Raw genomic sequence first — 20,986 nt, forward strand, 5'->3', positions numbered from 1 at the left:
CGCTCAACCACCTTTCTTCGAATATCCGCTCCAGGAGCACCACGATAATTCGAGCCGAACATGCGGCCGGCGCTGGGTCCAGCGTTTCTCTAGTCCTGCCAGAACAACTACAAGATCCCCCGACCGCCAGCGTGCGGCGGACGGGAAGGATGCGGAGGTTTCACCATGAATGCCCTGCACAGCCTGCAGACGGCGGCGGTTTCGATCCGCTCCGTACGCAAGGTCTACGGCGATCCGGCCAGCGGCCCCGTGGCGCTGAAATGCGTCGACCTGGATATCCGCGACAACGAGTTCTTCACCCTGCTCGGCCCCTCGGGCTGCGGCAAGACCACCCTGCTGCGGATGATTGCCGGCTTCGAATTCCCCACCGCCGGGGAAATCCAGCTGTATGGCGAAAACATCGCCGACCGCCCGCCGTTCGAGCGTCCGGTGAACACCGTGTTCCAGCACTACGCGCTGTTCCCGCACATGACCATTGCCGAGAACCTGGCCTTCGGCCTGGAATCGCACCCGATGGGCAAGCGCATGAGCAAGGCGGAAGTCGCCGAGCGCGTTCGCGAGATGCTCGCCCTGGTGCAGATGGAACGCTTCGCCCAGCGCAAGCCGACCCAGCTCTCCGGCGGCCAGCAACAGCGCGTCGCCCTGGCCCGTGCCCTGGCGCCGCATCCCAAGGTACTGCTGCTCGACGAGCCGCTCTCCGCCCTCGATCTCAAGCTGCGCCAGGCCATGCGCGAAGAGCTCAAGGCGATCCAGTCCAAGACCGGCATCACCTTCATCTTCGTCACCCATGACCAGGAAGAAGCCCTGACCATGTCCGACCGCATCGCGGTGCTCTCCGAGGGCGAGGTGCAGCAGGTCGGCTGCCCGGACGAGATCTACGAGCATCCGCGCAATCGCTTCGTCGCCGACTTCATCGGCGAGACCAACTTCCTCCCGGCCCGGGTCGAGAGCATCGCTGGCGACTGCGCGCAGTTCCGCATTCCCGGTGGCCAGCTGATCCAGGCTGCCAGCCGCGACGGCCTCAGGAGCGGCGCCGAGGTCACCCTGTCGATCCGCCCAGAACGCCTGCAACTGGTGGCCGAGGACAACCCGTCCGCCACGCCCTGCAGCATCGCCCAGCAGATCTACCTGGGCACCGACCTGCAGTACCAGGTCAGCCTCGCCGACGGCACCCGCCTGACCGTCCGCGCGCCCAACAGCGCCGGCCAGCGTCAGCGCCTGGTGGCCGGGCAACGCGCCGGGCTGCTGTTCGAAACCGGCAGCGCCAGCGTCCTGCTGGACTGAGGCGGGGGTGAGCATGAACCAGATATCCACCACCGGCGGTGCGCTGGAGCGGCGCAAGGCGCTGAGGAGCTTCCTCGGCGTGTCGCCCGCGCTGGTCTCCATCGGGCTGTTCCTGATCGTGCCGATCTTCATCGTGATCGGCTATTCGCTGATGCAGGCCAATCCCTATGGCGGGGTCAACCCGCACTTCAGCACTGACGCCTACGTCTCGCTGCTGTTCGAGCGTCAGCTCGACGACAGCCTGGCCTTCGCCGATTCCTACATGGTGATCGCCCTGCGCTCCATCGGCATCGCTGCCGCGACCACCTTCATCACCCTGCTGGTGGGCTTCCCGGTGGCGGTGTGGCTGGCGATGCAGCCGGCGCACCGTCGCGGCCTGCTGATCTTCCTGATCACCGTACCGTTCTGGGCCAACCTGCTGATCCGCACCTACGCCTGGATCCTACTGCTGCGCGGCACCGGCGTGATCAACGGCACGCTGATGAGCCTGGGGCTGATCCACCAGCCGCTGGACCTGCTGTACACCGACGGCGCGGTGCTGCTGGGCCTGGTCTACACCTACGCACCCTTCGTGGTGCTGCCGATCTACGCCACCCTCGAGAAGATGGACATGCGCCTGCTCGAAGCGGCCCAGGACCTTTATGCCGGGCGCATCCGCACCCTGCGCAAGGTGGTCCTGCCGATCGCCCGTCCGGGCATCCTGGCCGGCGCCATCCTCACCTTCGTGCCCTGCCTGGGCGCGATGATCGCTCCCGAACTGCTCGGCGGCGGCACCAAGATGATGCTCGGTAACCTGATCTTCCGGCAGTTCAGCGACGGGCGTAACTGGCCCTTCGGCGCGGCGCTGTCGCTGGTGCTGATGGCCGCGGTGATGCTGGTGCTGATGTTCTACGCGATGCGCGCCGAGCGCCTGCGCATCGCTCGGGGAGGTGAATGATGCTCTCGCTGCTGACCAAGCGCCGTCTGGGCGTGCAGGATTTCCGGGGCTTCGGCGCCCTGAGCCTGCTGTTCTACATCTACCTCTACGCGCCCATCGTGGTGCTGGTGGTGCTCTCGTTCAACGCCAACCAGTCCGCCACCGTGTGGACCGGCTTCAGCCTCGACTGGTACCGCAGCGCCTTCGCCAACCAGGCGCTGCGCCAGGCCGCCGGCAACAGCCTGCTGATTGCCGTGTGCGCCTGCGTGCTGTCCACCGTGATCGCCACCCTGGCCGCGCTGGGCACCTCGCGCGGGGCCAAGTTCAAGGGCCTGCGCCTGTCCATGGGGGCGATCATGCTGCCGCTGGTGCTGCCGGAGATCGTGGTCGGCGTCGCCACCCTGGCGCTGTTCTCCACCCTCGGCCTGTCGCTGGGCTACGGCAACCTGATCATCGCCCACACGGTGTTCTGCATCCCGTTCGCCTACCTGCCGATCCGCGCCCGGTTGAACGACATGGACCTGTCCCTGGAGCAGGCCGCCGCCGACCTCTACGCCGGCCCCTGGCGGACATTCCGCAAGGTCACCCTGCCGCTGCTGACCCCGGGGATCGTCTCCGGGCTGATGCTGGCCTTCATCGTCTCGCTGGATAACTTCGTGATCTCGATGATGGTCTCCCAGGCTGGCACCACCACCTTGCCGATCTTCATCTTCGGCCTGCTGCGCATGGGCGTGACGCCCGACGTGAACGCAGTGTCGACCCTGATCCTCGGTGTTTCCGTGCTGTTCGTAACCCTGTCGTTCCTGCTCGGCAAGAAGAAGGCCTGAGCCCACATACCGGAGTAGAAGATGAGCAAACTGATCGCAGCAGTAGGGGCCTCGCTGACGCTGGCCATGGCCGTCCACGCGCAAGCCGCCGAGCAACTGAACGTGGTGAGCTGGAGTGGTTATTTCACCCCGCAGATCCTGGAGAAGTTCGAGAAGGAAACCGGCATCAAGGTAACCGTGGATTCCTACGACTCCAACGAGACCCTGCTGGCCAAGCTCAAGCAGGGCGGTGCCGGCTACGACGTGGCCATTCCCTCGCACCAGTTCGTGCCGATCCTGGTGAAGGAGAAGCTGCTGGAGCGCTTCGATCCGGTCAGCCAGCCGTACTACGCGAACATCGTGGACAACCTGAAGAAGCCTACCTGGGACCCGGAAGGCGCCTACTCGGTGCCCTTCATCTGGGGCACCACCAGCGTGGTGCTGGATACCGCCAGGTACAGCGGCCCGATGGACAGCTACTCGGTGCTGTTCACCCCGCCCAAGGAACTGCAGGGCAGGATCAACATGTTCGACTCCTCCAGCGAGGTGATCGACACCGCCAGCCTCTACCTGGGTATCCCGCCGTGCAGCGAGGATCCCAAGCAGATGCAGCAGGTGCTGACCCTGCTGAAGAACCAGAAGCCCTTCGTGAAGACCTACAGCTCCAAGGCCGGCTCGATCCGCGAGAACCTGGCCTCGGGCGAGGTCGACATGTCGATGTTCTGGGGCGGCTCGTCGATGCGTGCGCGTGAGATGAAGTCGAGCCTGAAGTATCTCTACCCGAAAGAAGGCGTGATGGCCTGGGTGGACAACCTGGTGATCCCGGCCGGCGCCAAGCACCCGGAGAGCGCCAAGAAGTTCATCGCCTTCATGAGCCAGCCGGAAAACTCGGCGATGACCCAGAACTTCCTCAAGCACCAGAGCCCGATCAAGGGCGTGGAGCCTTTCCTCGACGCTGGCCTGAAGGATGCGCCTGAACTGCACATCCCTGAAGGCACCAAGGTGGTATTCAGCCAGACCTGCGGCGAGGGCGCGATCCGCCTGGCCGACCGTATCTGGACCAACCTGATGCGCTGATCCCGCCAAGCGGGAAAACGGCAAAGCGATGCGCGCGTGCGCCAGCTCGGCGCAGCGGCATCGCTCGGCCTGAAGAACGCAACAAGCCCTGCCTGCGGGCGGGGTCGCTGAACCCGACCGACGCTTCCCACCTGCCGGAAGCCTGATGAAAGAAGGCCGCGCTCCATGAGCCAGTACAAGCACAATAACGAACTCGTCCAGCTGCAGGCCCACGAACTGGCCCAGCGCATCCGCCTGCGCCAGGTGTCCTGCCGCGAAGTCATGCAGGCGCACCTCGAGCAGATCGAGCGGTTCAACCCGGCGGTCAACGCCATTGTCAGCCAGCAACCCGACGATCTTCTGCTTGCCGAGGCCGACCAGCGCGACGCCGAACTGGCCCGCGGCGAGTACCGCGGCTGGATGCACGGCCTGCCCCACGCGGTGAAGGACCTGTCGCTGACCCGGGGCATCCGCACCACCCTGGGCTCGCCGCTGTTCCGCGACTACCTGCCCGAGCGTGACGGCATCATGGTCGAGCGCATCAAGGCGGCCGGCGCCATCATCATCGGCAAGACCAACACCCCCGAATTCGGCCTTGGCTCCCACAGCTACAACCCGATCTTCGGCGCTACCGGCTGTGCCTACGCGCCGGAGCGCACCGCCGGCGGCAGCAGTGGCGGCGCCGCAGCGGCCCTGGCGCTGCAGATGGTCCCGGTGGCAGACGGCAGCGACATGATGGGCTCGCTGCGCAACCCGGCGGCCTTCAACAACATCATCGGTTTCCGCCCGTCCCAGGGGCGCGTGCCCTTCGACGATAGCGCCGATCTGTTCATCGACCAGCTCGGCTATGAAGGCCCCATGGGCCGCAGCGTGCGCGACGTGGCGCTGCTGCTGTCGGTGCAGGCCGGTGGCGATGCCCGCGCGCCGCTGTCCATCGCCGAGAGTGGCGAGCAGTTCGCCGGTTCGCTTGCGCGCGATTTCAAGGGCGCGCGACTGGGCTGGCTGGGCGACCTGGGCGGTCATCTGGCCATGGAGAAGGGCGTGCTGGAACTGTGCCGGACCGCCTTCGCCGACTTCGAAGCCATCGGCTGCCAGGTCGAGGACACTGCCCTGGGCTTCTCCGCCGAACGCCTGTGGGACACCTGGCGCACCCTGCGCCACTGGATGGTCGCCGGCTCCCTGGGCGCGGCGTACGCCGACCCGGCCAAGCGCGAACTGCTCAAGCCCGAGGCCATCTGGGAAGTGGAGAACGGCCTGAAGCTCTCCGCCATGGACGTCTTCCACGCCTCCGCCGCGCGCAGCGACTGGTATCGCGCCATCAGCCGGTTGTTCGAGCGCTACGACTACCTGCTGTTGCCCAGCGCCCAGGTGTTCCCGTTCGACAAGACCTGGGACTGGCCCAAGGAAATCGCCGGCAAGACCATGGACACCTATCACCGCTGGATGGAGGTGGTGATCCCGGCCACGCTGTCCGGTTGTCCGGCGGCCAACGTGCCGGTGGGCTTCAATGAGCAGGGCCTGCCCATGGGCATCCAGATCATCGGCAAGCACCATGCCGACATGGCCGTGCTGCAACTGGCCCACGCCTACGAGCAGGCGTCGCGCTGGTACCAGCGCTGTCCGCCGCCCATGCTCAAGGGCGATTGACCCACTTATCCACAAGCGAGGGGGACGCATGAACATCAGCTTCTTCCAGGAACTGCTGCAAAGCATCAGCGAGCGCGGCCGGCAATTGCTGGAGTCGCGCGAGCCAGCGCCGGGCAATGCCCAGGCGCTGGCGCAGGCGTGCCATAAGCTGATCTCCAGCCACGGCGAAGCCTCGGGCGTCGCCCTGGCGCAGCAGGTGCTGTGTGCCTATCGGGATTGCCCGCAGGCGCAGCAGAAAGCCTTCTTCGACATCCTGTTGAAGGATTTCGCCCCATCTCGCGAAGCGCTGGCCGAGGCCTGCCAGCGTTATCTCGACGACCCGTCTTCGGCCAACACCACGGCGCTGTTCCAGGCCAGCGAACCGCCACGCCAGGAACTGTTCCGCCGCCTGAACCAGGCGCCCGGCGGTACCGCCCAGCTGATCGCCATGCGCCGCCTGTTGCTGCAGGAATTGAAAGCCAGGCCGGAATTGACGGCGGTGGACCACGACCTGCAACACCTGCTGGCCTCCTGGTTCAACCGGGGCTTCCTGGTGCTGCGTCGCATCGACTGGTCGACCCCGGCGTCGATCCTGGAAAAGATCATCAAGTACGAGGCCGTCCACGCCATCAAGGACTGGGACGACCTGCGCAGCCGCCTGCAGCCGGCAGACCGCCGCTGCTTCGCCTTCTTCCACCCGGCCCTGGCCGACGAGCCGCTGATCTTCGTCGAAGTGGCGCTGACCCGCGCCATGCCGGGCGCCATCGCTGACATTCTCGAACCCGGCGCCACAGCGCAGCCGGCGGAGGAGCCGGACACCGCAGTGTTCTATTCCATCAGCAACTGCCAGGACGGCCTGCGCGGCATCTCCTTCGGCAACTTCCTGATCAAGCAGGTGGTGGAGGAACTGGCGCGGGAGATTCCCGGCCTGCGCCAGTTCGTCACTCTCTCGCCGGTGCCCGGCTTCCGCCGCTGGCTCGACAGCCTGGGCGAGGACCCGCAACTGGGCGCGGCCGCCGCTGACGTGCTCAAGGCCCTCAAGCCTGACACACCGCCGCCGCCACGCACGGAGCACCCGCTGCTGGCGCTGGCCGCTGAGTACTTCCTGCACGCCAAGAACGGCGGCGGCCTGCCGCTGGACCCGGTGGCGCGCTTCCACCTGGGCAACGGTGCCCGCCTGGAACGCCTGAACTGGCGCGGCGACCTCTCCGCGACCGGCCTGCGCCAAGCCGCCGGGCTGATGGTCAATTACCGCTACGAACTGCGCCAGATCGAAAAGAACCACGAAGCCTACGCCAACCAGGGCGCGGTCACGGCCTCTCCCGAGGTCCGCAAGCTGGCCACCCTGTCGGCGAAAACAAAACGCTAGGACCCGCACATGAACCAGAGCCTTTTCGCCGAAGTCGGCAAACACCTGCCCAGCGACCTCACCAAGCCCTTCATCCGCACCCCCGAGGGCGGCGGCTACAGCTACGCCGACATGCTGCGCAGCACCTCGCAGTTCGCCCACGCGCTGGTGGAGCTCGGCGTGCAGCCGGGTGATCGCGTCGCCGTGCAGGTCGACAAGAGCCCCGAGACGGTGATGCTCTACCTCGCCGTGCTGCGCGTCGGCGCGGTCTACCTGCCGCTCAACAGCGGCTACACCGGCGAGGAGCTGCGCTACTTCCTCGACGACGCCGAACCCTCGCTGTTCGTCTGTGCCCCGGCCTTCGAAGCCCAGGCCCGTGAACTGGCCGAGGCCAGTGGCGTGGCGCGCGTGGCGACCCTGGGTGACCAGGGCGACGGTTCGCTGATGGACGCCGTACAGGGCAAGCCGGGACGCTTCGTCGACGTGGAGCGCGCATCGAGCGACCTTGCCGCGATCCTCTACACCTCCGGCACCACCGGGCGCTCCAAGGGCGCGATGATCAGCCATGGCAACCTGGTCTCCAACGCCCGCGCGCTGGTGGATTACTGGAAGATCAGCCCGTCCGACTGGCTGCTCCATGCGCTGCCGATCTTCCACATCCACGGCCTGTTCGTGGCCTGCAACAGCCTGCTGATGGCCGGCGGCTCGATGCTGTTCCTGAGCAAGTTCGACGCCGCGCAAATCCTCAAGCTGCTGCCCCAGGTGAACCTGCTGATGGGCGTGCCGACCTTCTACACCCGCCTGCTCGATCAGCCCGGCCTGACCCGCGAGGCGGTGGCGCACATGCGCCTGTTCATCTCCGGCTCCGCGCCGCTCACCGCCGAGACCCACCGCGCATTCTCCGAGCGCACCGGCATGGCCATCCTCGAACGCTACGGCATGACCGAGACCGGCATGAATACCTCCAATCCCCTGAACGGCGAGCGCATCGCCGGCACCGTCGGCTTCCCGCTGCCGGGCGTCGAGCTGCGCATCACCGATCCGGGTGCGAGCGAAGCGACCGTGCTGCCTCAGGGCGAGCCGGGGATGATCGAAGTGCGCGGGCCGAACGTGTTCCAGGGCTACTGGCGCATGCCGGAGAAGACCGCCGAGGAACTGCGCGCGGACGGCTACTTCATGACCGGCGACATCGGCTTCATCGACGACAAGGGCTACGTGCAGATCGTCGGCCGCAGCAAGGACATGATCATCAGCGGCGGCTACAACGTGTACCCGAAGGAGCTGGAGCAGATCCTCGACACCCTGCCGGGCGTGGCCGAATCGGCGGTGATCGGCGTGCCGCATCCGGACTTCGGCGAAGGCGTCACCGCCGTGCTGGTGGCGAACAAGGAGCACACCCCGACCGAAGCGGAAGTCCTCGCCGCCCTGGACGGCAAGCTGGCGCGCTTCAAGCAGCCCAAGCGGGTGATGGTGGTCGACGCGCTGCCGCGCAATGTGATGGGCAAGGTGCAGAAGAACGTGCTGCGGGAGCAGTTCAAGGCGTTGTACGCCTGAGCCCGATTCGCATGAAAAGCCTCGCTCACGCGGGGCTTTTTGCTTTTGTAGGAGCAACTGTCTTCTTGTGAGGTCGTGCCTGCGATTTTCCCTCTCCCCAGCCCTCTCCCTGAAGGGAGAGGGAGCTGCCCGTGCCGGCTGACGTCAAGGTTTCATGCTGTGCCGTACGGTCCCCTCTCCCGCTTGCGGGAGAGGGTTAGGGAGAGGGGCTTTCGGGCTCGTAGGAGCGGACTTCGTCCGCGATATGCCTGCTTCGCGCCTCTATTTCCTGCGCCGCTTTGGCGTGCGCGCGGACTTCTTGTTTCGCCCCCTCGGGCGACCTCCTTTGGCAAACGCCCCAAAGGAGGCAAAGGTCTTGCCCCAATCATCCGGTTTTTCGCTTGGGGCGAAAAATACCCTCGTTGAAGCACAGTTTCCGGGGCACGCCGCGAAGGGCCATCCCTGGCCCATCGCGGCTCTCGCGACATCCATGTCGCTCAACCCCTGAAGCTGTGCTTCAACGAGGCCTCCTGAACGGGGCGGTTCGGAGTGCGTGGATGTTTCTCTGGAAATCTTTTTAAAGCCAAAGCCGGCGAGATGGCGCTCTTCGTAGGAGCGAGCTTGCTCGCGAATCGCTCAACACCGGATTTCCCTGTAGGAGCGACAGAATGAAAAAGCCCCGCTTGAGCGGGGCTTTTTGTGTCGCCGGAACGCTATCAGCGCACCGTTACCACCACCTTGCCGACCGCCTTGCGCTGGCCCAGGTGATTGATCGCATCCGCCGCCTTCTCCAGCGGATAGGTCTGCGACACCAGCGGCTTGATCTTGCCCTCGGCGAACCAGGTGAACAGCTGCTGGAAGTTCGCCGCGTTGTCCTGCGGCTGGCGCTGGGCGAAGGAGCCCCAGAACACGCCGACCAGGGACGCGCCCTTGAGCAGGGTGAGATTGGCCGGCAACGACGGGATGGTGCCGCTGGCAAAACCCACCACCAGCATGCGGCCGTTCCAGGCGATGGAGCGGAAGGCTTCTTCGAACAGGTCGCCGCCCACCGGGTCGTAGATCACATCCACGCCCTGGCCGCCGGTGATTTCCTTGAGCTTGTCCCTCAGACTGCCCTCGCTGTAGTTGATCAACACGTCGGCGCCGGCGGCCTTGGCCACTTCCAGCTTGGCGTCGCTGCTGGCGGCAGCGATCACCTTCGCGCCCATGGCCTTGCCGATTTCCACCGCCGCCAGGCCCACGCCGCCGGAGGCGCCGAGCACCAGCAGGGTCTCGCCCGGCTGCAGGTTGGCGCGCTGCTTCAGCGCATGCATGGAGGTGCCGTAGGTCATGCCGAAGGCGGCTGCGCTGGCGAAGTCCATGCCGTCGGGAATCGGCATCACGTTGTAGCCGGGCACCGCCACTTCCTCGGCGAAGCTGCCCCAGCCGGTCAGCGCCATCACCCGGTCGCCGGGCTTCACGTGGGTGACCTTCTCACCCACCGCACCCACCACGCCGGCAGCCTCGCCACCCGGAGAGAACGGGAAGGGCGGCTTGAACTGGTACTTGCCCTCGATGATCAGGGTGTCGGGGAAGTTCACCCCGGCGGCATGCACCTGCAGCAGGACTTCGTTCTTCTTCGGCTCGGGGCTGGCGACGTCTTCCAGCACCAGGGTTTCGGCGGGGCCGAAGGCTTTGCACAGCACGGCTTTCATGGGGATTACTCCGCTTTAGGTATCGGGCCAGTGTAGGAGTGCATGGCGAGGGGGCAAATCACCATGGTCTCGGCTTATGCCCCGATATAGCTTGGGCGGCGGCGCGAGTGTGGCTATCCTTTGGGCCATCGAATCCGGAGACATCGCCTTGAGAGCTTTCCTCGCCCTGTTGCTGGTCCTGTCCTTCAGCCCCTTCGTTGCCGCGGAAGAAGAGGCCAAGCCCGAAGACGCCAACAAGCCGGTCTTCGTCGACCTCACCCCGGCCTTGGTGGGCAACTATGGCAGCGGTCCGAAGCTGAAATACTTCAAGGCCGACATCGCCCTGAAGGTCACCGGCAAGGAGGCCTCGGAGAAGGTCGAGCATCATGAGCCGCTGATCCGCAACCAATTGGTGATGCTGTTCGCCCAGCAGACCGACGACTCCCTCGGCAGCGTCGATGGCAAGGAAAAGCTGCGCCAGGAGGCTCTCAAGCAGGTGCAGGGCGTCCTGCAACAGGAAGAGGGCAAGCCGCTGGTGGATGACCTGCTGTTCAACAACCTGATCGTCCAGCCCTGACCTCGGGCCTGCCCATCGCGCAGTAGGGCCCTAAGCCCCGTCAAACCAGGCATGTAGGAAATTTCCTAGTCACGCCTGACTTGTATCAAGCGTCATTCGCCGCCGATTACCGATGATCCCCTCATGATTCGCTCGAATTCGAGCGCACGCAGAAGGGGATTATCGGATGGCAGGAATCGCAAAAAGCTGGCGCACCCGCGGACTGATCGTGGTGGTTGCGGCCGTGCTCGCCGCGCTGGCCTGGCAGACGTTCAAACCGGCCGGCCTCCCCGAAGGCTTCGCCGGCGGTAACGGACGCATCGAGGCCACCGAGGTGGACGTGGCCACCAAACTGCCTGGACGGGTGGCGGAAATCCTGGTGGACGAGGGCGACTTCGTGAAGGCCGGCCAAGTGGTGGCGAAGATGGACACCCAGGTGCTCCAGGCCCAGCTCGCCCAGGCCCAGGCTGAGGTGCGGCAGGCGCAGAATGCCCGGCTCACCGCTGAATCCCTGGTCGCCCAGCGCACCAGCGAGAAGGCCACCGCCGAAGCCGTGGTCGCCCAGCGCCAGGCGGAGCTGACCGCCGCGCAGAAGCGCTTCACCCGCACCGAGCAGCTGGTCAAGCGCAATGCGCTGCCGCAACAGCAACTCGATGATGACCGTGCGGTGATGCAGAGCGCCCAGGCCGCACTGGCCGCCTCGCGCTCGCAGGTGGTGTCGGCGCAGGCCGGCATTGCCGCCGCGCGCTCCCAGGTGATCGAGGCGCAGTCGGCCATCGAGGCCGCCACCGCGAGCACCGTGCGCCTGCAGGCGGACATCGACGACAGCCTGCTCAAGGCCCCGCGCAACGGCCGCGTGCAGTACCGCGTGGCGCAGCCGGGCGAAGTGCTGGCCGCCGGCGGCAAGCTGCTCAACATGGTCGATCTGGCTGACGTCTACATGACCTTCTTCCTGCCCTCGGGCCAGGCCGGCAAGGTCGAGCTGGGCCAGGAAGTGCGCCTGGTGATCGATGCGGTGCCGGAGTACGTGATCCCGGCGAAAGTCTCCTACGTCGCCAGCGTCGCGCAGTTCACCCCGAAGACCGTGGAAACCGCCAACGAGCGCGAGAAGCTGATGTTCCGCGTCAAGGCGCGGCTGGATCCGCAGCTGCTTGCGAAGTACATCACCTACGTGAAGACCGGCGTGCCGGGCATGGCCTACCTGCGCCTCGACCCGCAAGCGCAGTGGCCGGCTGAACTGCAGATCAAGGTTCCGCAATGAACACCGCCGACTGCGTGGCCCGTCTGGCTGGCGTCTCGCTGCGCTACGGCGAGACTCGCGCGGTGGACAACGTCACGCTGGATATCCCGGCCAACCACATGGTCGGCCTGATCGGCCCGGACGGCGTCGGCAAGTCCAGCCTGCTGGCGCTGCTGGCCGGCGCGCGGAAGATGCAGGACGGCGAAATCCAGGTGCTTGGCGGCGACATGCGCGACGCCCGCCACCGCCGCTCCGTGTGTCCGCGCATCGCCTATATGCCCCAGGGCCTGGGCAAGAACCTCTATCCCACGCTCTCGGTGTTCGAGAACGTCGACTTCTTCGGCCGCCTGTTTGGCCACGACAAGGCCGAGCGTGAGCGGCGCATCGCCGACCTGCTGCACAGCACGGGGCTGGCGCCGTTCGCCGAACGGCCGGCAGGCAAGCTCTCCGGTGGCATGAAGCAGAAGCTCGGGCTGTGCTGCGCGCTGATCCACGACCCCGACCTGCTGATCCTCGACGAACCCACCACCGGCGTCGATCCGCTTTCGCGCAACCAGTTCTGGGAGCTGATCGGCCGCATCCGTGCCGGCCGCGAGGGCATGAGCGTGCTGGTCGCCACCGCCTACATGGAGGAGGCCGAGCGCTTCGACCACCTGGTAGCGATGGACGACGGCAAGGTGCTTGCCACCGGTACGCCCGCCGAACTGCGCGAGCACACCGGCACCCGGAATCTGGAAGAAGCCTTCATCGCCCTGCTGCCCGAGAGCAAGCGCGTCGGTCACCACACGCTGGTGATTCCGCCGCGCGCGCAGAGCGAAGGCGCTCCGCAGATCGCCATCGAGGCCGAAGGACTGACCTGCCGCTTCGGCGATTTCGTCGCAGTGGACCATGTGAGCTTCCGCATCGAGCGCGGGGAAATCTTCGGCTTCCTCGGTTCCAACGGCTGCGGCAAGTCCACCACCATGAAGATGCTCACCGGCCTGCTGCCGGCCAGCGAAGGCACCTGCGCGCTGTTCGGCCAGCCGGTGAACGCCAACGACATGGAGACCCGCCGGCGCGTCGGCTACATGTCCCAGGCCTTCTCGCTGTATGCCGAACTGACGGTGCTGCAGAACCTGGAGCTGCACGCCAAGCTGTTCCACCTGCCGGCCGACCAGATCGGGCCGCGCGTACAGGAGATGCTCGAACGTTTCGACCTGGGCAAGGTGCGCAACGAGCTGCCCGACAGCCTGCCGCTGGGCATCCGCCAGCGCCTGTCGCTGGCCGTGGCGGTGATCCACAAGCCGGAAATCCTGATCCTCGACGAGCCCACCTCGGGCGTCGACCCGGTGGCCCGCGACGGCTTCTGGGAGCTGATGGTGGAACTGTCGCGCAATGACGGCGTAACCATCTTCATCTCTACCCATTTCATGAACGAGGCCGAGCGCTGCGACCGCATTTCGCTGATGCACGCCGGCAAGGTACTCGACAGCGACACCCCGCAGGGCTTGATCGACAAGCGTGGCCTGCCGACCCTGGAAGCCACCTTCATTGCCTACCTGGAAGAGGCCACCGGCAGCGCGCCGGTGCCGGATACCGCGCCTGCGCCGGAAGCACCTGCCGAGCCGACCCGATACAAGGGCAGCGACCGTTTCAGCTGGCTGCGCCTGTTCAGCTACGCGCGCCGCGAAGCCATGGAACTGCGTCGCGATCCGATCCGCCTGACCCTGGCGCTGGTGGGTACCGCGCTGCTGATGTTCATCATCGGCTACGGCATCAACATGGACGTCGAGGACCTCACCTACGCGGTGCTCGACCGTGACCAGACCACCACCAGCCAGGCCTACGCGCTGAACATCGCCGGCTCGCGCTACTTCATCGAGAAACCGACCATTCAGGACCCGGACGACCTGGAGCGGCGCCTGCGCAGCGGCGACATCAGCCTGGCAGTGGAAATCCCGCCGAACTTCGGCCGCGACCTCAAGCGCGGTGCCGATCCGCAGATCGGCGTGTGGATCGATGGCGCCATGCCGACCCGCGCCAACACCGTGCTCGGCTACGTACAGGGCCTGCATTCGAGCTACCTCGCCGATCTCGCCCGACAGAATGGCAGTGCTGCCGCCAGCGCGGCGGCCAGCACCGAAGTGCGCTACCGCTACAACCCGGACGTGGAGAGCCTCAAGGCGATGGTGCCGGCGGTGATCCCGCTGCTGCTGATCATGATCCCGGCGATGCTCACCGCCCTGGGCGTGGTGCGCGAGAAGGAGCTGGGCTCGATCACCAACCTCTACGTCACGCCGGTCACACGACTGGAATTCCTGCTGGGCAAGCAGTTGCCCTACATCGGCATGGGCATGATCAACTTCGTGTTGATGCTGGCCATGGCCGTGCTGCTGTTCCAGGTGCCGCTCAAGGGCAGCTTCCTCGCGCTGCTGATCGGCGCCTTCCTCTACGTGGTGACCAGCACCGGGCTGGGGCTGCTGCTCTCGACCTTCATGAAGAGCCAGATCGCCGCGGTGTTCGGCACCGCCATCGCCACCATGATCCCGGCCATCCAGTTCTCCGGACTGATCCACCCGGTGTCGTCGCTGGAGGGCGCGGCGGCGGTGATCGGCCAGCTCTACCCGACCTCGCACTTCCTGGTCGTCAGTCGCGGCGCCTTTTCCAAGGCGCTGGGTTTTGCCGACCTTTGGGTCTACTACCTGCCGTTGCTGGCGATGGTGGTGGTGCTGACGCTGCTCAGCGTGGCCTGCCTGAAGAAGCAGGAGGCCTGAGATGAACAAGCTGGCGAACATCTTCAACCTCGGCATCAAGGAATTCCGCAGCCTGGGCCGCGACTACGCGATGCTGATCCTGATCGCCTGGGCCTTCACCCTGGGCGTCTACAGCTCCGCCACCGGCGTGCCGGAAACCCTGCACCACGCGCCGATTGCCATCGTCGACGAGGACCAGTCGCAGCTCTCCACGCGCATCATCAACGCCTTCCAGCCACCGTACTTCCGACCGCCAGAAATGATCGGCCACGCGCAGATGGACCGCGGCATGGACGTCGGCCTGTACACCTTCACCCTGGACATCCCGCCGGACTTCCAGCGCGACGTGCTGGCCGGGCGGCAGCCGGCGATCCAGGTCAACGTCGACGCGACCCAGACCGGGCAAGCATTCTCTGGCGCGGGCTACATCCAGAACATCATCGGTACCGAGGTGCGCGAGTTCGTCAGTCGCTACCGCGCCGAGGCGGCGATGCCGGCGGAGCTGGCGGTGCGCATGGAGTTCAACCCGAACCTGACCCAGGCCTGGTTCGGCGCGGTGATGGAAGTGATCAACCAGATCACCATGTTGTCGATCATCCTTACCGGCGCCGCGCTGATCCGCGAGCGCGAGCACGGCACGGTGGAGCACCTGCTGGTGATGCCGCTGACCGCCTTCGAGATCATGATGGCCAAGGTCTGGTCCATGGGCACCGTGGTGCTGGTGGCGGCGGCCATCTCCCTGCAACTGGTGGTGCGCGGCTGGCTGGACGTGCCGATCAGCGGCTCGGTGGGGCTGTTCCTGCTGGGCGCGGCGCTGCACCTGTTCGCCACCACGTCCATGGGCATCTTCCTCGGTACCGTGGCGCGCTCGATGCCGCAGCTGGGGCTGCTGGTGATCCTCACGCTGATGCCGCTGCAGATACTCTCCGGCGGCACCACGCCGCGCGAGAGCATGCCGGAGCTGGTGCAGACCATCATGCTGGCGGCGCCGACCACCCACTTCGTCAGCCTGGCCCAGGCGATTCTCTACCGCGGGGCGGACCTGTCCATCGTCTGGCCGCAGCTGCTGGCGATCGTCGGGATTGGCGCGGCGTTCTTCGCCGGCGCCCTGTGGCGCTTCCGCCGGACCATCGGGCAGATGGCGTAATGTCCGCTCTTTGCTCTTCGTAGGAGCGAGCTTGCTCGCGAACAAGCTGTCCGGCAGTTCCGGAGTCAAGCGGGTTCGCGAGCAAGCTCGCCCCTACAGAAATGCCATCCTCACTCCACCGGCCACACGCACGTCTGGTTCCGGCCCCGATGCTTCGCCGCGTACAGCGCCTGGTCCGCCTGGGCGATCAGCTGGTCCGGCTCGCTGTCCTGCCCCGGCTTGGCGATGGCCACGCCGATGCTGATGGCCAGGCGCCCCAGCTCCGTCGCCGGGTGGGCGATGCCCAGCTCGGCGATCCGCTGGTGCACCCGCGCGGCCACGTGGGCGGCACCGTCCAGGCCGGTATCGGCGAGGATGATCACGAACTCCTCGCCACCGTAGCGGCAGGCCGCGTCCCCTTCGCGCTGCAGGCAGCCGCGCAGGGCGCCGGCGACCCGGCGCAGGGCATCGTCTCCGGCCAGGTGGCCGAGGCAGTCGTTGAACAGTTTGAAGTGGTCGACGTCGAGCATCAGGATCGCCAGCGGCGAGTCGGAGCGGCGCAGGCGGCGCCACTCGCTCTGCAACTGGCGGTCGAAGTAGCGGCGGTTGTACAGGCCGGTGAGGCCATCCTGCTGCGACTGCTTCTGCAGCTGGGCTTCCAGTTGCAGACGTTCGCCATTGTCGCGGGCCACGGCGATCAGGTACTCGCGCTCGCCCTGGTGGGCCAGTTGGGTATTGATCTCCGCCGCCTGCAGGCTGCCGTCGCGGCGTTGCATCTCGCGCTGGAAGATCATCGACAGGTTCAGTCGATTGGCCTGCTGCACCAGTTGCAGCCAGGCGAAGAAGCCGGGAATCAGACGCTCCGGGTCGTCGCGCAGCAACTGGCGGAACTCCTCGGCGCTGTAGCCGAGGCTGCTGTAGGTGGCGCAGTTCATGTGCAGCAGCTCGCGGGTGTGCAGCTCGAAGATGAACAGGGCGTCGCGGCTGGAATCGGTCAGGTCGAGCACCAGTTGCAGGCGTTCGCGGCTGTCGAGCAGGTGCCCCTCGATTTCCTGGCGTTGCTCGGCTTCCAGGTTGAGCAGGCGGTTGCTGGCGCTGAGCGCGGTGGCGCGGCGGGCGTTGTCCCGCGCCAGGGCGAGGGCGGCGACCAGCAGCAGGCTGATGGCCACGGCGGCGCTGAAGACGACCGTCGGTAGCGGTGTGGAGAGCGATTTCACCAGCGTTGCGCTGGGGCTGAGCTCCAGTTCGAAGTTGCGGTTGTTCAGCAGCTGCAGCGGCAGGCGCAGGGTGTCCTCGGCGCGGCTCTCCGGCTGGGCGCGGACGTACAGCGGCTGGCCATGCTCCAGCAGGCGCACGCTGAACAGCTGGCTGTCGGCCTGCTCCAGCAGGTGGTTCATCAGGTTGCCGACGCGGAAGACGCCTTCCATGAAACCGTCGAACTGCAGCGTGCCGTCCGGGGCGCGCAGGTAGACCGGCGTGTAGAGCACGAAGCCGCGTCCACCCTGGAGCAGCTCGATGCTGTCGCTCAGGTGTGGCTTGCCGGTGTCGCGGGCGGCCATCGCGGTGGCGTAGCCGGGGCTCATCGGCGTCAGCCAGTAGTTCAGCGCCACCTCGTTGCCTTGCAAGGGCTCCACCCAGTGGATGCGCAGGTTCGCATCGGCCCACTGGATCGACTGGTAGCCGGGGAAGTTGTCGATGTAGAAGCGCGCGTTGAGCTCCCATTCCGAGCGCTGGATGCGCCCGTGGTGGGTCCAAAGCTCGGCCAGCAGGTCCAGCCCCTGCACCTGTTCGTGCAGGTTGGCCTCCAATTGGTGGGCGAGGGCGCGCGCCTGGTAGTTCAGGCGTTCGCGAACCCGTTGCCGTTCGCTGTTGGCCAGTTCAAGGCCGAGCCAGGCGCTGGCCAGCAGTAGAACGCAGAGCAGGCCGCCAAGTCCGAGATAGGTGGCAAGGGAGGACTTCAGGCGGTCCATGCGATGAATTCCGAAAGCGTTCCTTACCTAATAGCACAGTGACATCTGCCTTTCACGGCCAGGCTATTTCCTGGCTTGTCCCCCGTCAGTGCCGGGCCAGGCCCAGCACGATCCGCCACTGCTCCTCGGTCACCGGCATCACCGACAGGCGGCTGCCGCGCTGGACCAGCGGCATTTCTTCGAGGCCCGCCTGGGCCCTGAGCGCGGCCAGCGGCAGCACCGACTTGAAAGCCTCGACGAAACCCACGTCGCGGGCGGTCCAGGGGTTCTTTTCCGCGCTGGCCTTGGGGTCGTGATAGTGGCTCTGCGGATCGAGCGCGGTGGGGTCGGGGTAGGCCTCGCCCTCGATCTGCGCGATCCCGGCGATGCCCGGCTCGGGGCAGCTGGAGTGATAGAAGAAGAACAGGTCGCCCGGCTGCATGCTGCGCATGAAGTTGCGCGCCTGGTAGTTGCGCACGCCGTCCCAGCGCGCGGTCTTCAGGCGCTTGAGGTCGTGGATCGAGAGCTCGTCAGGCTCGGATTTCATCAGCCAGTATGCGCGTGCCATCGGCGAAGGCCTCCTTGGATGTGGCGAATGTCCGGACTCGTCCGGGGACTAAGGGTAGGTGTTTCCCCTGCGACAAGCTGCCGGCTCGCGGGAGATTTGCTGTAGGAAGAAAATGTAGGAAATCGGCATGAACCTTGCCTGAAAGTGCCCGATGTTTTGGCAGGCGTGCCTCCTCCGACGATCGGTTGGCGTCAGAATTGCGAGAAGCTTTTCATTGTCGGAGAATGCCGCCGTTTTTAGCTTGGCCCGCCGGACGGACAAAAAAACCACCGCCGGCCATCGTGGACAGTTTGCCTGGAAGGGGGAGGCAATCGATGAAACGCAAGCCTGATCTTTTGTGGGTTCTGGTAATCCTGTTCGGCCTGGGGGTCGTCACCACCGGTTACACCCAGAGCCTCTGGGAACGCCAGGGCAGTCTGCCTGCCCAGGTCACTCAGCAGCCCTGATTCTTCGCCGGGTGTCGCAGGGATCGCGACGCCTGTGCAAGCCGGCCATACCAGCCGCCATCCGTCACCGTGCCCATCAGCGGCACGTCCCAGCTGGCCAGCTCCAGCCGATCGACCTTCTGACATTCGTGCGCCAGACCCAATAGCGTCGGTGTGTGCCAATTTTTGCGCATGCCTAGGTAGGCCAGGGTGCGGTCGTAGAACCCCTTGCCCATGCCCAGGCGACCGCCCTGCGGATCGAACCCCACCAGTGGCAACAGCAGCAGGTCCAGCGCCCAGGCAGGGCGTTGCTGGCCGCGGTTGGGCACCGGCTCGGCGATGCCGAAACGGTTGCGCGTCCAGCGTTCGCCAATGCCGACGCGCTGGAAGGTCATGTGGGTTTTCGGCCAGTCCGACAGCACCGGCAGATAGGTCGCCTTGCCGCGCTTCTGCGCCGCTTTCATCAGGGGCCGTGGGTCGATCTCGCCGTCAGCCGGCAGATACAGGGCGATGTGCTTCGCGCGGCGAAACAGCGGATGCTGCGCCAACTGGCGATACAGGGCCTGGGCCGCGAGACGTTGCTGGAGCGGGGTGAGGGCGCGTCTGGCCTGGCGCAGCTTGCGGCGCAGGGCCGGACGGGAGAGACCGTCGGAATGGATCATGAAAGGGTAAAGCTCCCCGGACATGCCGCTGTCGGGTTAGCCCTTGAACCCGAGAGTTCAAGGTGGTGGTTGCAGTAGGCTTTAAGGCTTTCCGTCGTGCGGACATGCACACCAGCCCAACTGGCAACCCCCGTTGTTGCAATTATCGGCTCAGGGACATCACCGACTGGCAAACACACCAGGGAACGGGGTGGATTATACCCCAAGGAAATTTCCAGGGTCAGACTTCACCCGGTTCCTTATCGGTGGTAAGGGCCCGGTCCACGCGCTCGAGCAGTTCGCGCACGCGCTCGCGGGTGGAGCTGCTGTCGTGGTCCTGACGCTCCTGCTTGTGCAGCAGGTCGTGGGTGATGTTCAGCGCGGCCATCACCGCCACGCGGTCGGCGCCGATCACTTTGCCGCTGGAACGTATCTCGCGCATCTTGCTGTCGAGATAGCGCGCGGCGCTTTCCAGGTTGACGCGTTCCTCGGGAGGGCAGGCGATGCAGTACTCCTTGTCGAGGATTTGAACATTGAGGGTATTCGACTGGCTCATGAGTCCTGCTCCAAGGCTTTGAGTCGCAAAATCATCGCTTCGACCTTCTGCCGCGCCAATTCGTTCTTCTCGATCAGATGGGCGCGTTCTTCCCGCCAGCTTTTCTCGTTCGCCCGCAGCAGCCGGTTTTCGGCCTTGAGCTGCTCCAGGCGCTGGAGCAGCTGGTCGAACTTGGCGATCAGCGTGTGCAGGTCGGCGTCTTCCATGGGCTCTCGCTTGGCTCTTTACTCGTAAGAATGGGAGTGACCGGGAACTATATAGGACCGCCGTGGGGGTGGGTCAACGCGGCGACCCGTTACATGGTCTTGCACTGGGCGGCGGTGCTAGGATACGAGACCACATTCTATGCGCGGCGCCCGATGGCGCCTAGCTGCCTTACCCCGGGTTCGATCATGTCCACGTCAAGTTCCGCCTATACCGCCTTCTCCGCCCTGCTCGCCGAGGCCGCCCTGCCGATTTCCCCCGCCGAGCTGCACGGCCACCTGCTCGGCCGCGTCTGCGCCGGTTCCGGCTTCGACCAGGACGAATGGCTGCAAGCCGCCGGCGAGCTGCTCGGCGGTGAGCCGGGTGAGCGTCTGAGCGCGGCCCTGGGTGGCTTGTTGGGCATGGTCCAGCAGGACTTCAGCGCCGGCGAGATGGCCGTGGTGCTGATGCTGCCCAATGACGACGCCCCGCTGGCCGAGCGCGCCGCGGCCCTGGGCCAGTGGTGCCAGGGCTTCCTCGCCGGCTTCGGACTGGCGTTGCGCTCCCCCAGCCTGTCCGACGAAGCCGACGAAGTGCTGCAGGACATCGCCGCTATCGCCCAGGTCCAGGGCGCACTGGAAGATTCCGAAGACGGCGAGGCCGACTATATGGAAGTGCAGGAGTACCTGCGCGTCGCCCCGCTGCTGCTGTTCTCCGAGTTCGGCAAGGTGCCGGCACCGGCCGAGAAACCGTCCCTGCATTGAGGTT

Annotated in this window: 19 protein-coding genes and 1 other RNA gene; 13 read left to right on the forward strand and 7 right to left on the reverse strand. The window is 65.9% G+C overall.

The annotated features are described in order from the left end of the window. Positions 1–165 precede the first annotated feature (165 nt). The 7 genes from O6P39_RS01440 to O6P39_RS01470 all read left to right on the forward strand — a co-directional run bounded on the left by O6P39_RS01440 (position 166) and on the right by O6P39_RS01470 (position 8,590). Entirely contained in the window at positions 166–1,284 is a 1,119-nt protein-coding gene (locus tag O6P39_RS01440; protein WP_275609715.1) for an ABC transporter ATP-binding protein, read from the forward strand. A gap of 13 nt (positions 1,285–1,297) precedes the next feature. After that, positions 1,298–2,221, forward strand: coding sequence for an ABC transporter permease (locus O6P39_RS01445; protein ID WP_275609716.1), 924 nt, complete (start codon positions 1,298–1,300; stop codon positions 2,219–2,221). Continuing rightward, the gene (locus O6P39_RS01450; protein WP_275612058.1) at positions 2,221–3,027 is read left to right on the forward strand and encodes an ABC transporter permease; all 807 of its coding nucleotides are present in this window, start codon (positions 2,221–2,223) and stop codon (positions 3,025–3,027) included. Before O6P39_RS01445 ends, O6P39_RS01450 begins: the two co-directional genes overlap by 1 nt. Positions 3,028–3,048: 21 nt before the next feature. Continuing rightward, positions 3,049–4,083, forward strand: coding sequence for an extracellular solute-binding protein (locus O6P39_RS01455; RefSeq protein ID WP_275609717.1), 1,035 nt, complete (start codon positions 3,049–3,051; stop codon positions 4,081–4,083). Between the two features lie 165 nt (positions 4,084–4,248). Next, positions 4,249–5,709, forward strand: coding sequence for an amidase (locus tag O6P39_RS01460; RefSeq protein WP_275609718.1), 1,461 nt, complete (start codon positions 4,249–4,251; stop codon positions 5,707–5,709). Between the two features lie 28 nt (positions 5,710–5,737). Beyond that, complete coding sequence (locus tag O6P39_RS01465; RefSeq protein ID WP_275609719.1) at positions 5,738–7,057, forward strand: malonyl-CoA decarboxylase; 1,320 nt, start codon at positions 5,738–5,740, stop codon at positions 7,055–7,057. A gap of 9 nt (positions 7,058–7,066) precedes the next feature. Further along, positions 7,067–8,590 (forward strand): malonyl-CoA synthase, encoded by a 1,524-nt coding sequence (locus O6P39_RS01470; RefSeq protein WP_275609720.1) that lies wholly within the window; start codon positions 7,067–7,069, stop codon positions 8,588–8,590. Positions 8,591–9,285: 695 nt separating this feature from the next. On the opposite strand, the gene O6P39_RS01475 is transcribed toward O6P39_RS01470, so the two are convergent. Continuing rightward, positions 9,286–10,263, reverse strand: coding sequence for an NADPH:quinone oxidoreductase family protein (locus O6P39_RS01475; protein WP_275609721.1), 978 nt, complete (start codon positions 10,261–10,263; stop codon positions 9,286–9,288). Between the two features lie 148 nt (positions 10,264–10,411). Here O6P39_RS01475 and O6P39_RS01480 point away from each other — a divergent pair, with 148 nt between their 5' ends. From O6P39_RS01480 to O6P39_RS01495, 4 genes are all read left to right on the forward strand, one after another. Beyond that, complete coding sequence (locus O6P39_RS01480) at positions 10,412–10,819, forward strand: flagellar basal body-associated protein FliL (protein ID WP_275609722.1); 408 nt, start codon at positions 10,412–10,414, stop codon at positions 10,817–10,819. A 166-nt stretch (positions 10,820–10,985) separates the two neighbouring features. After that, the gene (locus O6P39_RS01485) at positions 10,986–12,059 is read left to right on the forward strand and encodes an HlyD family efflux transporter periplasmic adaptor subunit (RefSeq protein WP_275609723.1); all 1,074 of its coding nucleotides are present in this window, start codon (positions 10,986–10,988) and stop codon (positions 12,057–12,059) included. Continuing rightward, on the forward strand, positions 12,056–14,791 hold the full coding sequence (gene rbbA / locus O6P39_RS01490; protein WP_275609724.1) for a ribosome-associated ATPase/putative transporter RbbA: 2,736 nt from the start codon (positions 12,056–12,058) through the stop codon (positions 14,789–14,791). Before O6P39_RS01485 ends, rbbA begins: the two co-directional genes overlap by 4 nt. A 1-nt stretch (position 14,792) precedes the next feature. After that, a complete protein-coding gene (locus O6P39_RS01495; protein WP_275609725.1) occupies positions 14,793–15,917 on the forward strand; it encodes an ABC transporter permease in 1,125 nt (374 codons plus the stop codon). A gap of 110 nt (positions 15,918–16,027) precedes the next feature. On the opposite strand, the gene O6P39_RS01500 is transcribed toward O6P39_RS01495, so the two are convergent. Further along, on the reverse strand, positions 16,028–17,866 hold the full coding sequence (locus O6P39_RS01500; protein WP_275609726.1) for a diguanylate cyclase: 1,839 nt from the start codon (positions 17,864–17,866) through the stop codon (positions 16,028–16,030). 85 nt (positions 17,867–17,951) lie between these two features. After that, positions 17,952–18,413 (reverse strand): EVE domain-containing protein, encoded by a 462-nt coding sequence (locus O6P39_RS01505; RefSeq protein ID WP_275609727.1) that lies wholly within the window; start codon positions 18,411–18,413, stop codon positions 17,952–17,954. Positions 18,414–18,727: 314 nt separating this feature from the next. Here O6P39_RS01505 and O6P39_RS01510 point away from each other — a divergent pair, with 314 nt between their 5' ends. Continuing rightward, complete coding sequence (locus tag O6P39_RS01510; protein WP_275609728.1) at positions 18,728–18,859, forward strand: hypothetical protein; 132 nt, start codon at positions 18,728–18,730, stop codon at positions 18,857–18,859. On the opposite strand, the gene O6P39_RS01515 is transcribed toward O6P39_RS01510, so the two are convergent. From O6P39_RS01515 to O6P39_RS01530, 4 genes are all read right to left on the reverse strand, one after another. Then, positions 18,847–19,500: a 5-formyltetrahydrofolate cyclo-ligase gene (locus O6P39_RS01515; RefSeq protein ID WP_275609729.1), complete on the reverse strand. Its 654-nt coding sequence runs from the start codon at positions 19,498–19,500 to the stop codon at positions 18,847–18,849. The genes O6P39_RS01510 and O6P39_RS01515 overlap by 13 nt on opposite strands. Before the next feature lie 9 nt (positions 19,501–19,509). After that, positions 19,510–19,688: non-coding RNA, 6S RNA (gene ssrS, locus O6P39_RS01520), on the reverse strand. A 32-nt stretch (positions 19,689–19,720) separates the two neighbouring features. Next, entirely contained in the window at positions 19,721–20,035 is a 315-nt protein-coding gene (locus tag O6P39_RS01525; RefSeq protein WP_275609730.1) for a cell division protein ZapA, read from the reverse strand. Further along, positions 20,032–20,241 carry a TIGR02449 family protein gene (locus O6P39_RS01530; RefSeq protein WP_015475059.1) on the reverse strand — a complete coding sequence of 70 codons (210 nt, stop codon included), beginning with the start codon at positions 20,239–20,241 and terminating at the stop codon, positions 20,032–20,034. The genes O6P39_RS01525 and O6P39_RS01530 overlap by 4 nt, the downstream gene beginning before the upstream one ends. A 186-nt stretch (positions 20,242–20,427) precedes the next feature. Here O6P39_RS01530 and O6P39_RS01535 point away from each other — a divergent pair, with 186 nt between their 5' ends. After that, positions 20,428–20,982, forward strand: coding sequence for a UPF0149 family protein (locus tag O6P39_RS01535; RefSeq protein ID WP_275609731.1), 555 nt, complete (start codon positions 20,428–20,430; stop codon positions 20,980–20,982). Positions 20,983–20,986 lie beyond the last annotated feature (4 nt).

The sequence above is a fragment of the Pseudomonas sp. PSE14 genome, assembly GCF_029203285.1.
GTDB lineage: Bacteria > Pseudomonadota > Gammaproteobacteria > Pseudomonadales > Pseudomonadaceae > Pseudomonas.

What these genes read in the sequence shown, in the direction of transcription:
- O6P39_RS01440 (WP_275609715.1), top strand. Translation starts at nt 166, where the DNA reads ATGAATGCCCTGCACAGCCTGCAGACGGCGGCGGTTTCGATCCGCTCC.
- O6P39_RS01445 (WP_275609716.1), top strand. Translation starts at nt 1,298, where the DNA reads ATGAACCAGATATCCACCACCGGCGGTGCGCTGGAGCGGCGCAAGGCG.
- O6P39_RS01450 (WP_275612058.1), top strand. Translation starts at nt 2,221, where the DNA reads ATGCTCTCGCTGCTGACCAAGCGCCGTCTGGGCGTGCAGGATTTCCGG.
- O6P39_RS01455 (WP_275609717.1), top strand. Translation starts at nt 3,049, where the DNA reads ATGAGCAAACTGATCGCAGCAGTAGGGGCCTCGCTGACGCTGGCCATG.
- O6P39_RS01460 (WP_275609718.1), top strand. Translation starts at nt 4,249, where the DNA reads ATGAGCCAGTACAAGCACAATAACGAACTCGTCCAGCTGCAGGCCCAC.
- O6P39_RS01465 (WP_275609719.1), top strand. Translation starts at nt 5,738, where the DNA reads ATGAACATCAGCTTCTTCCAGGAACTGCTGCAAAGCATCAGCGAGCGC.
- O6P39_RS01470 (WP_275609720.1), top strand. Translation starts at nt 7,067, where the DNA reads ATGAACCAGAGCCTTTTCGCCGAAGTCGGCAAACACCTGCCCAGCGAC.
- O6P39_RS01475 (WP_275609721.1), bottom strand. Translation starts at nt 10,263, where the DNA reads ATGAAAGCCGTGCTGTGCAAAGCCTTCGGCCCCGCCGAAACCCTGGTG.
- O6P39_RS01485 (WP_275609723.1), top strand. Translation starts at nt 10,986, where the DNA reads ATGGCAGGAATCGCAAAAAGCTGGCGCACCCGCGGACTGATCGTGGTG.
- rbbA (WP_275609724.1), top strand. Translation starts at nt 12,056, where the DNA reads ATGAACACCGCCGACTGCGTGGCCCGTCTGGCTGGCGTCTCGCTGCGC.
- O6P39_RS01495 (WP_275609725.1), top strand. Translation starts at nt 14,793, where the DNA reads ATGAACAAGCTGGCGAACATCTTCAACCTCGGCATCAAGGAATTCCGC.
- O6P39_RS01500 (WP_275609726.1), bottom strand. Translation starts at nt 17,866, where the DNA reads ATGGACCGCCTGAAGTCCTCCCTTGCCACCTATCTCGGACTTGGCGGC.
- O6P39_RS01505 (WP_275609727.1), bottom strand. Translation starts at nt 18,413, where the DNA reads ATGGCACGCGCATACTGGCTGATGAAATCCGAGCCTGACGAGCTCTCG.
- O6P39_RS01510 (WP_275609728.1), top strand. Translation starts at nt 18,728, where the DNA reads ATGAAACGCAAGCCTGATCTTTTGTGGGTTCTGGTAATCCTGTTCGGC.
- O6P39_RS01515 (WP_275609729.1), bottom strand. Translation starts at nt 19,500, where the DNA reads ATGATCCATTCCGACGGTCTCTCCCGTCCGGCCCTGCGCCGCAAGCTG.
- O6P39_RS01525 (WP_275609730.1), bottom strand. Translation starts at nt 20,035, where the DNA reads ATGAGCCAGTCGAATACCCTCAATGTTCAAATCCTCGACAAGGAGTAC.
- O6P39_RS01530 (WP_015475059.1), bottom strand. Translation starts at nt 20,241, where the DNA reads ATGGAAGACGCCGACCTGCACACGCTGATCGCCAAGTTCGACCAGCTG.
- O6P39_RS01535 (WP_275609731.1), top strand. Translation starts at nt 20,428, where the DNA reads ATGTCCACGTCAAGTTCCGCCTATACCGCCTTCTCCGCCCTGCTCGCC.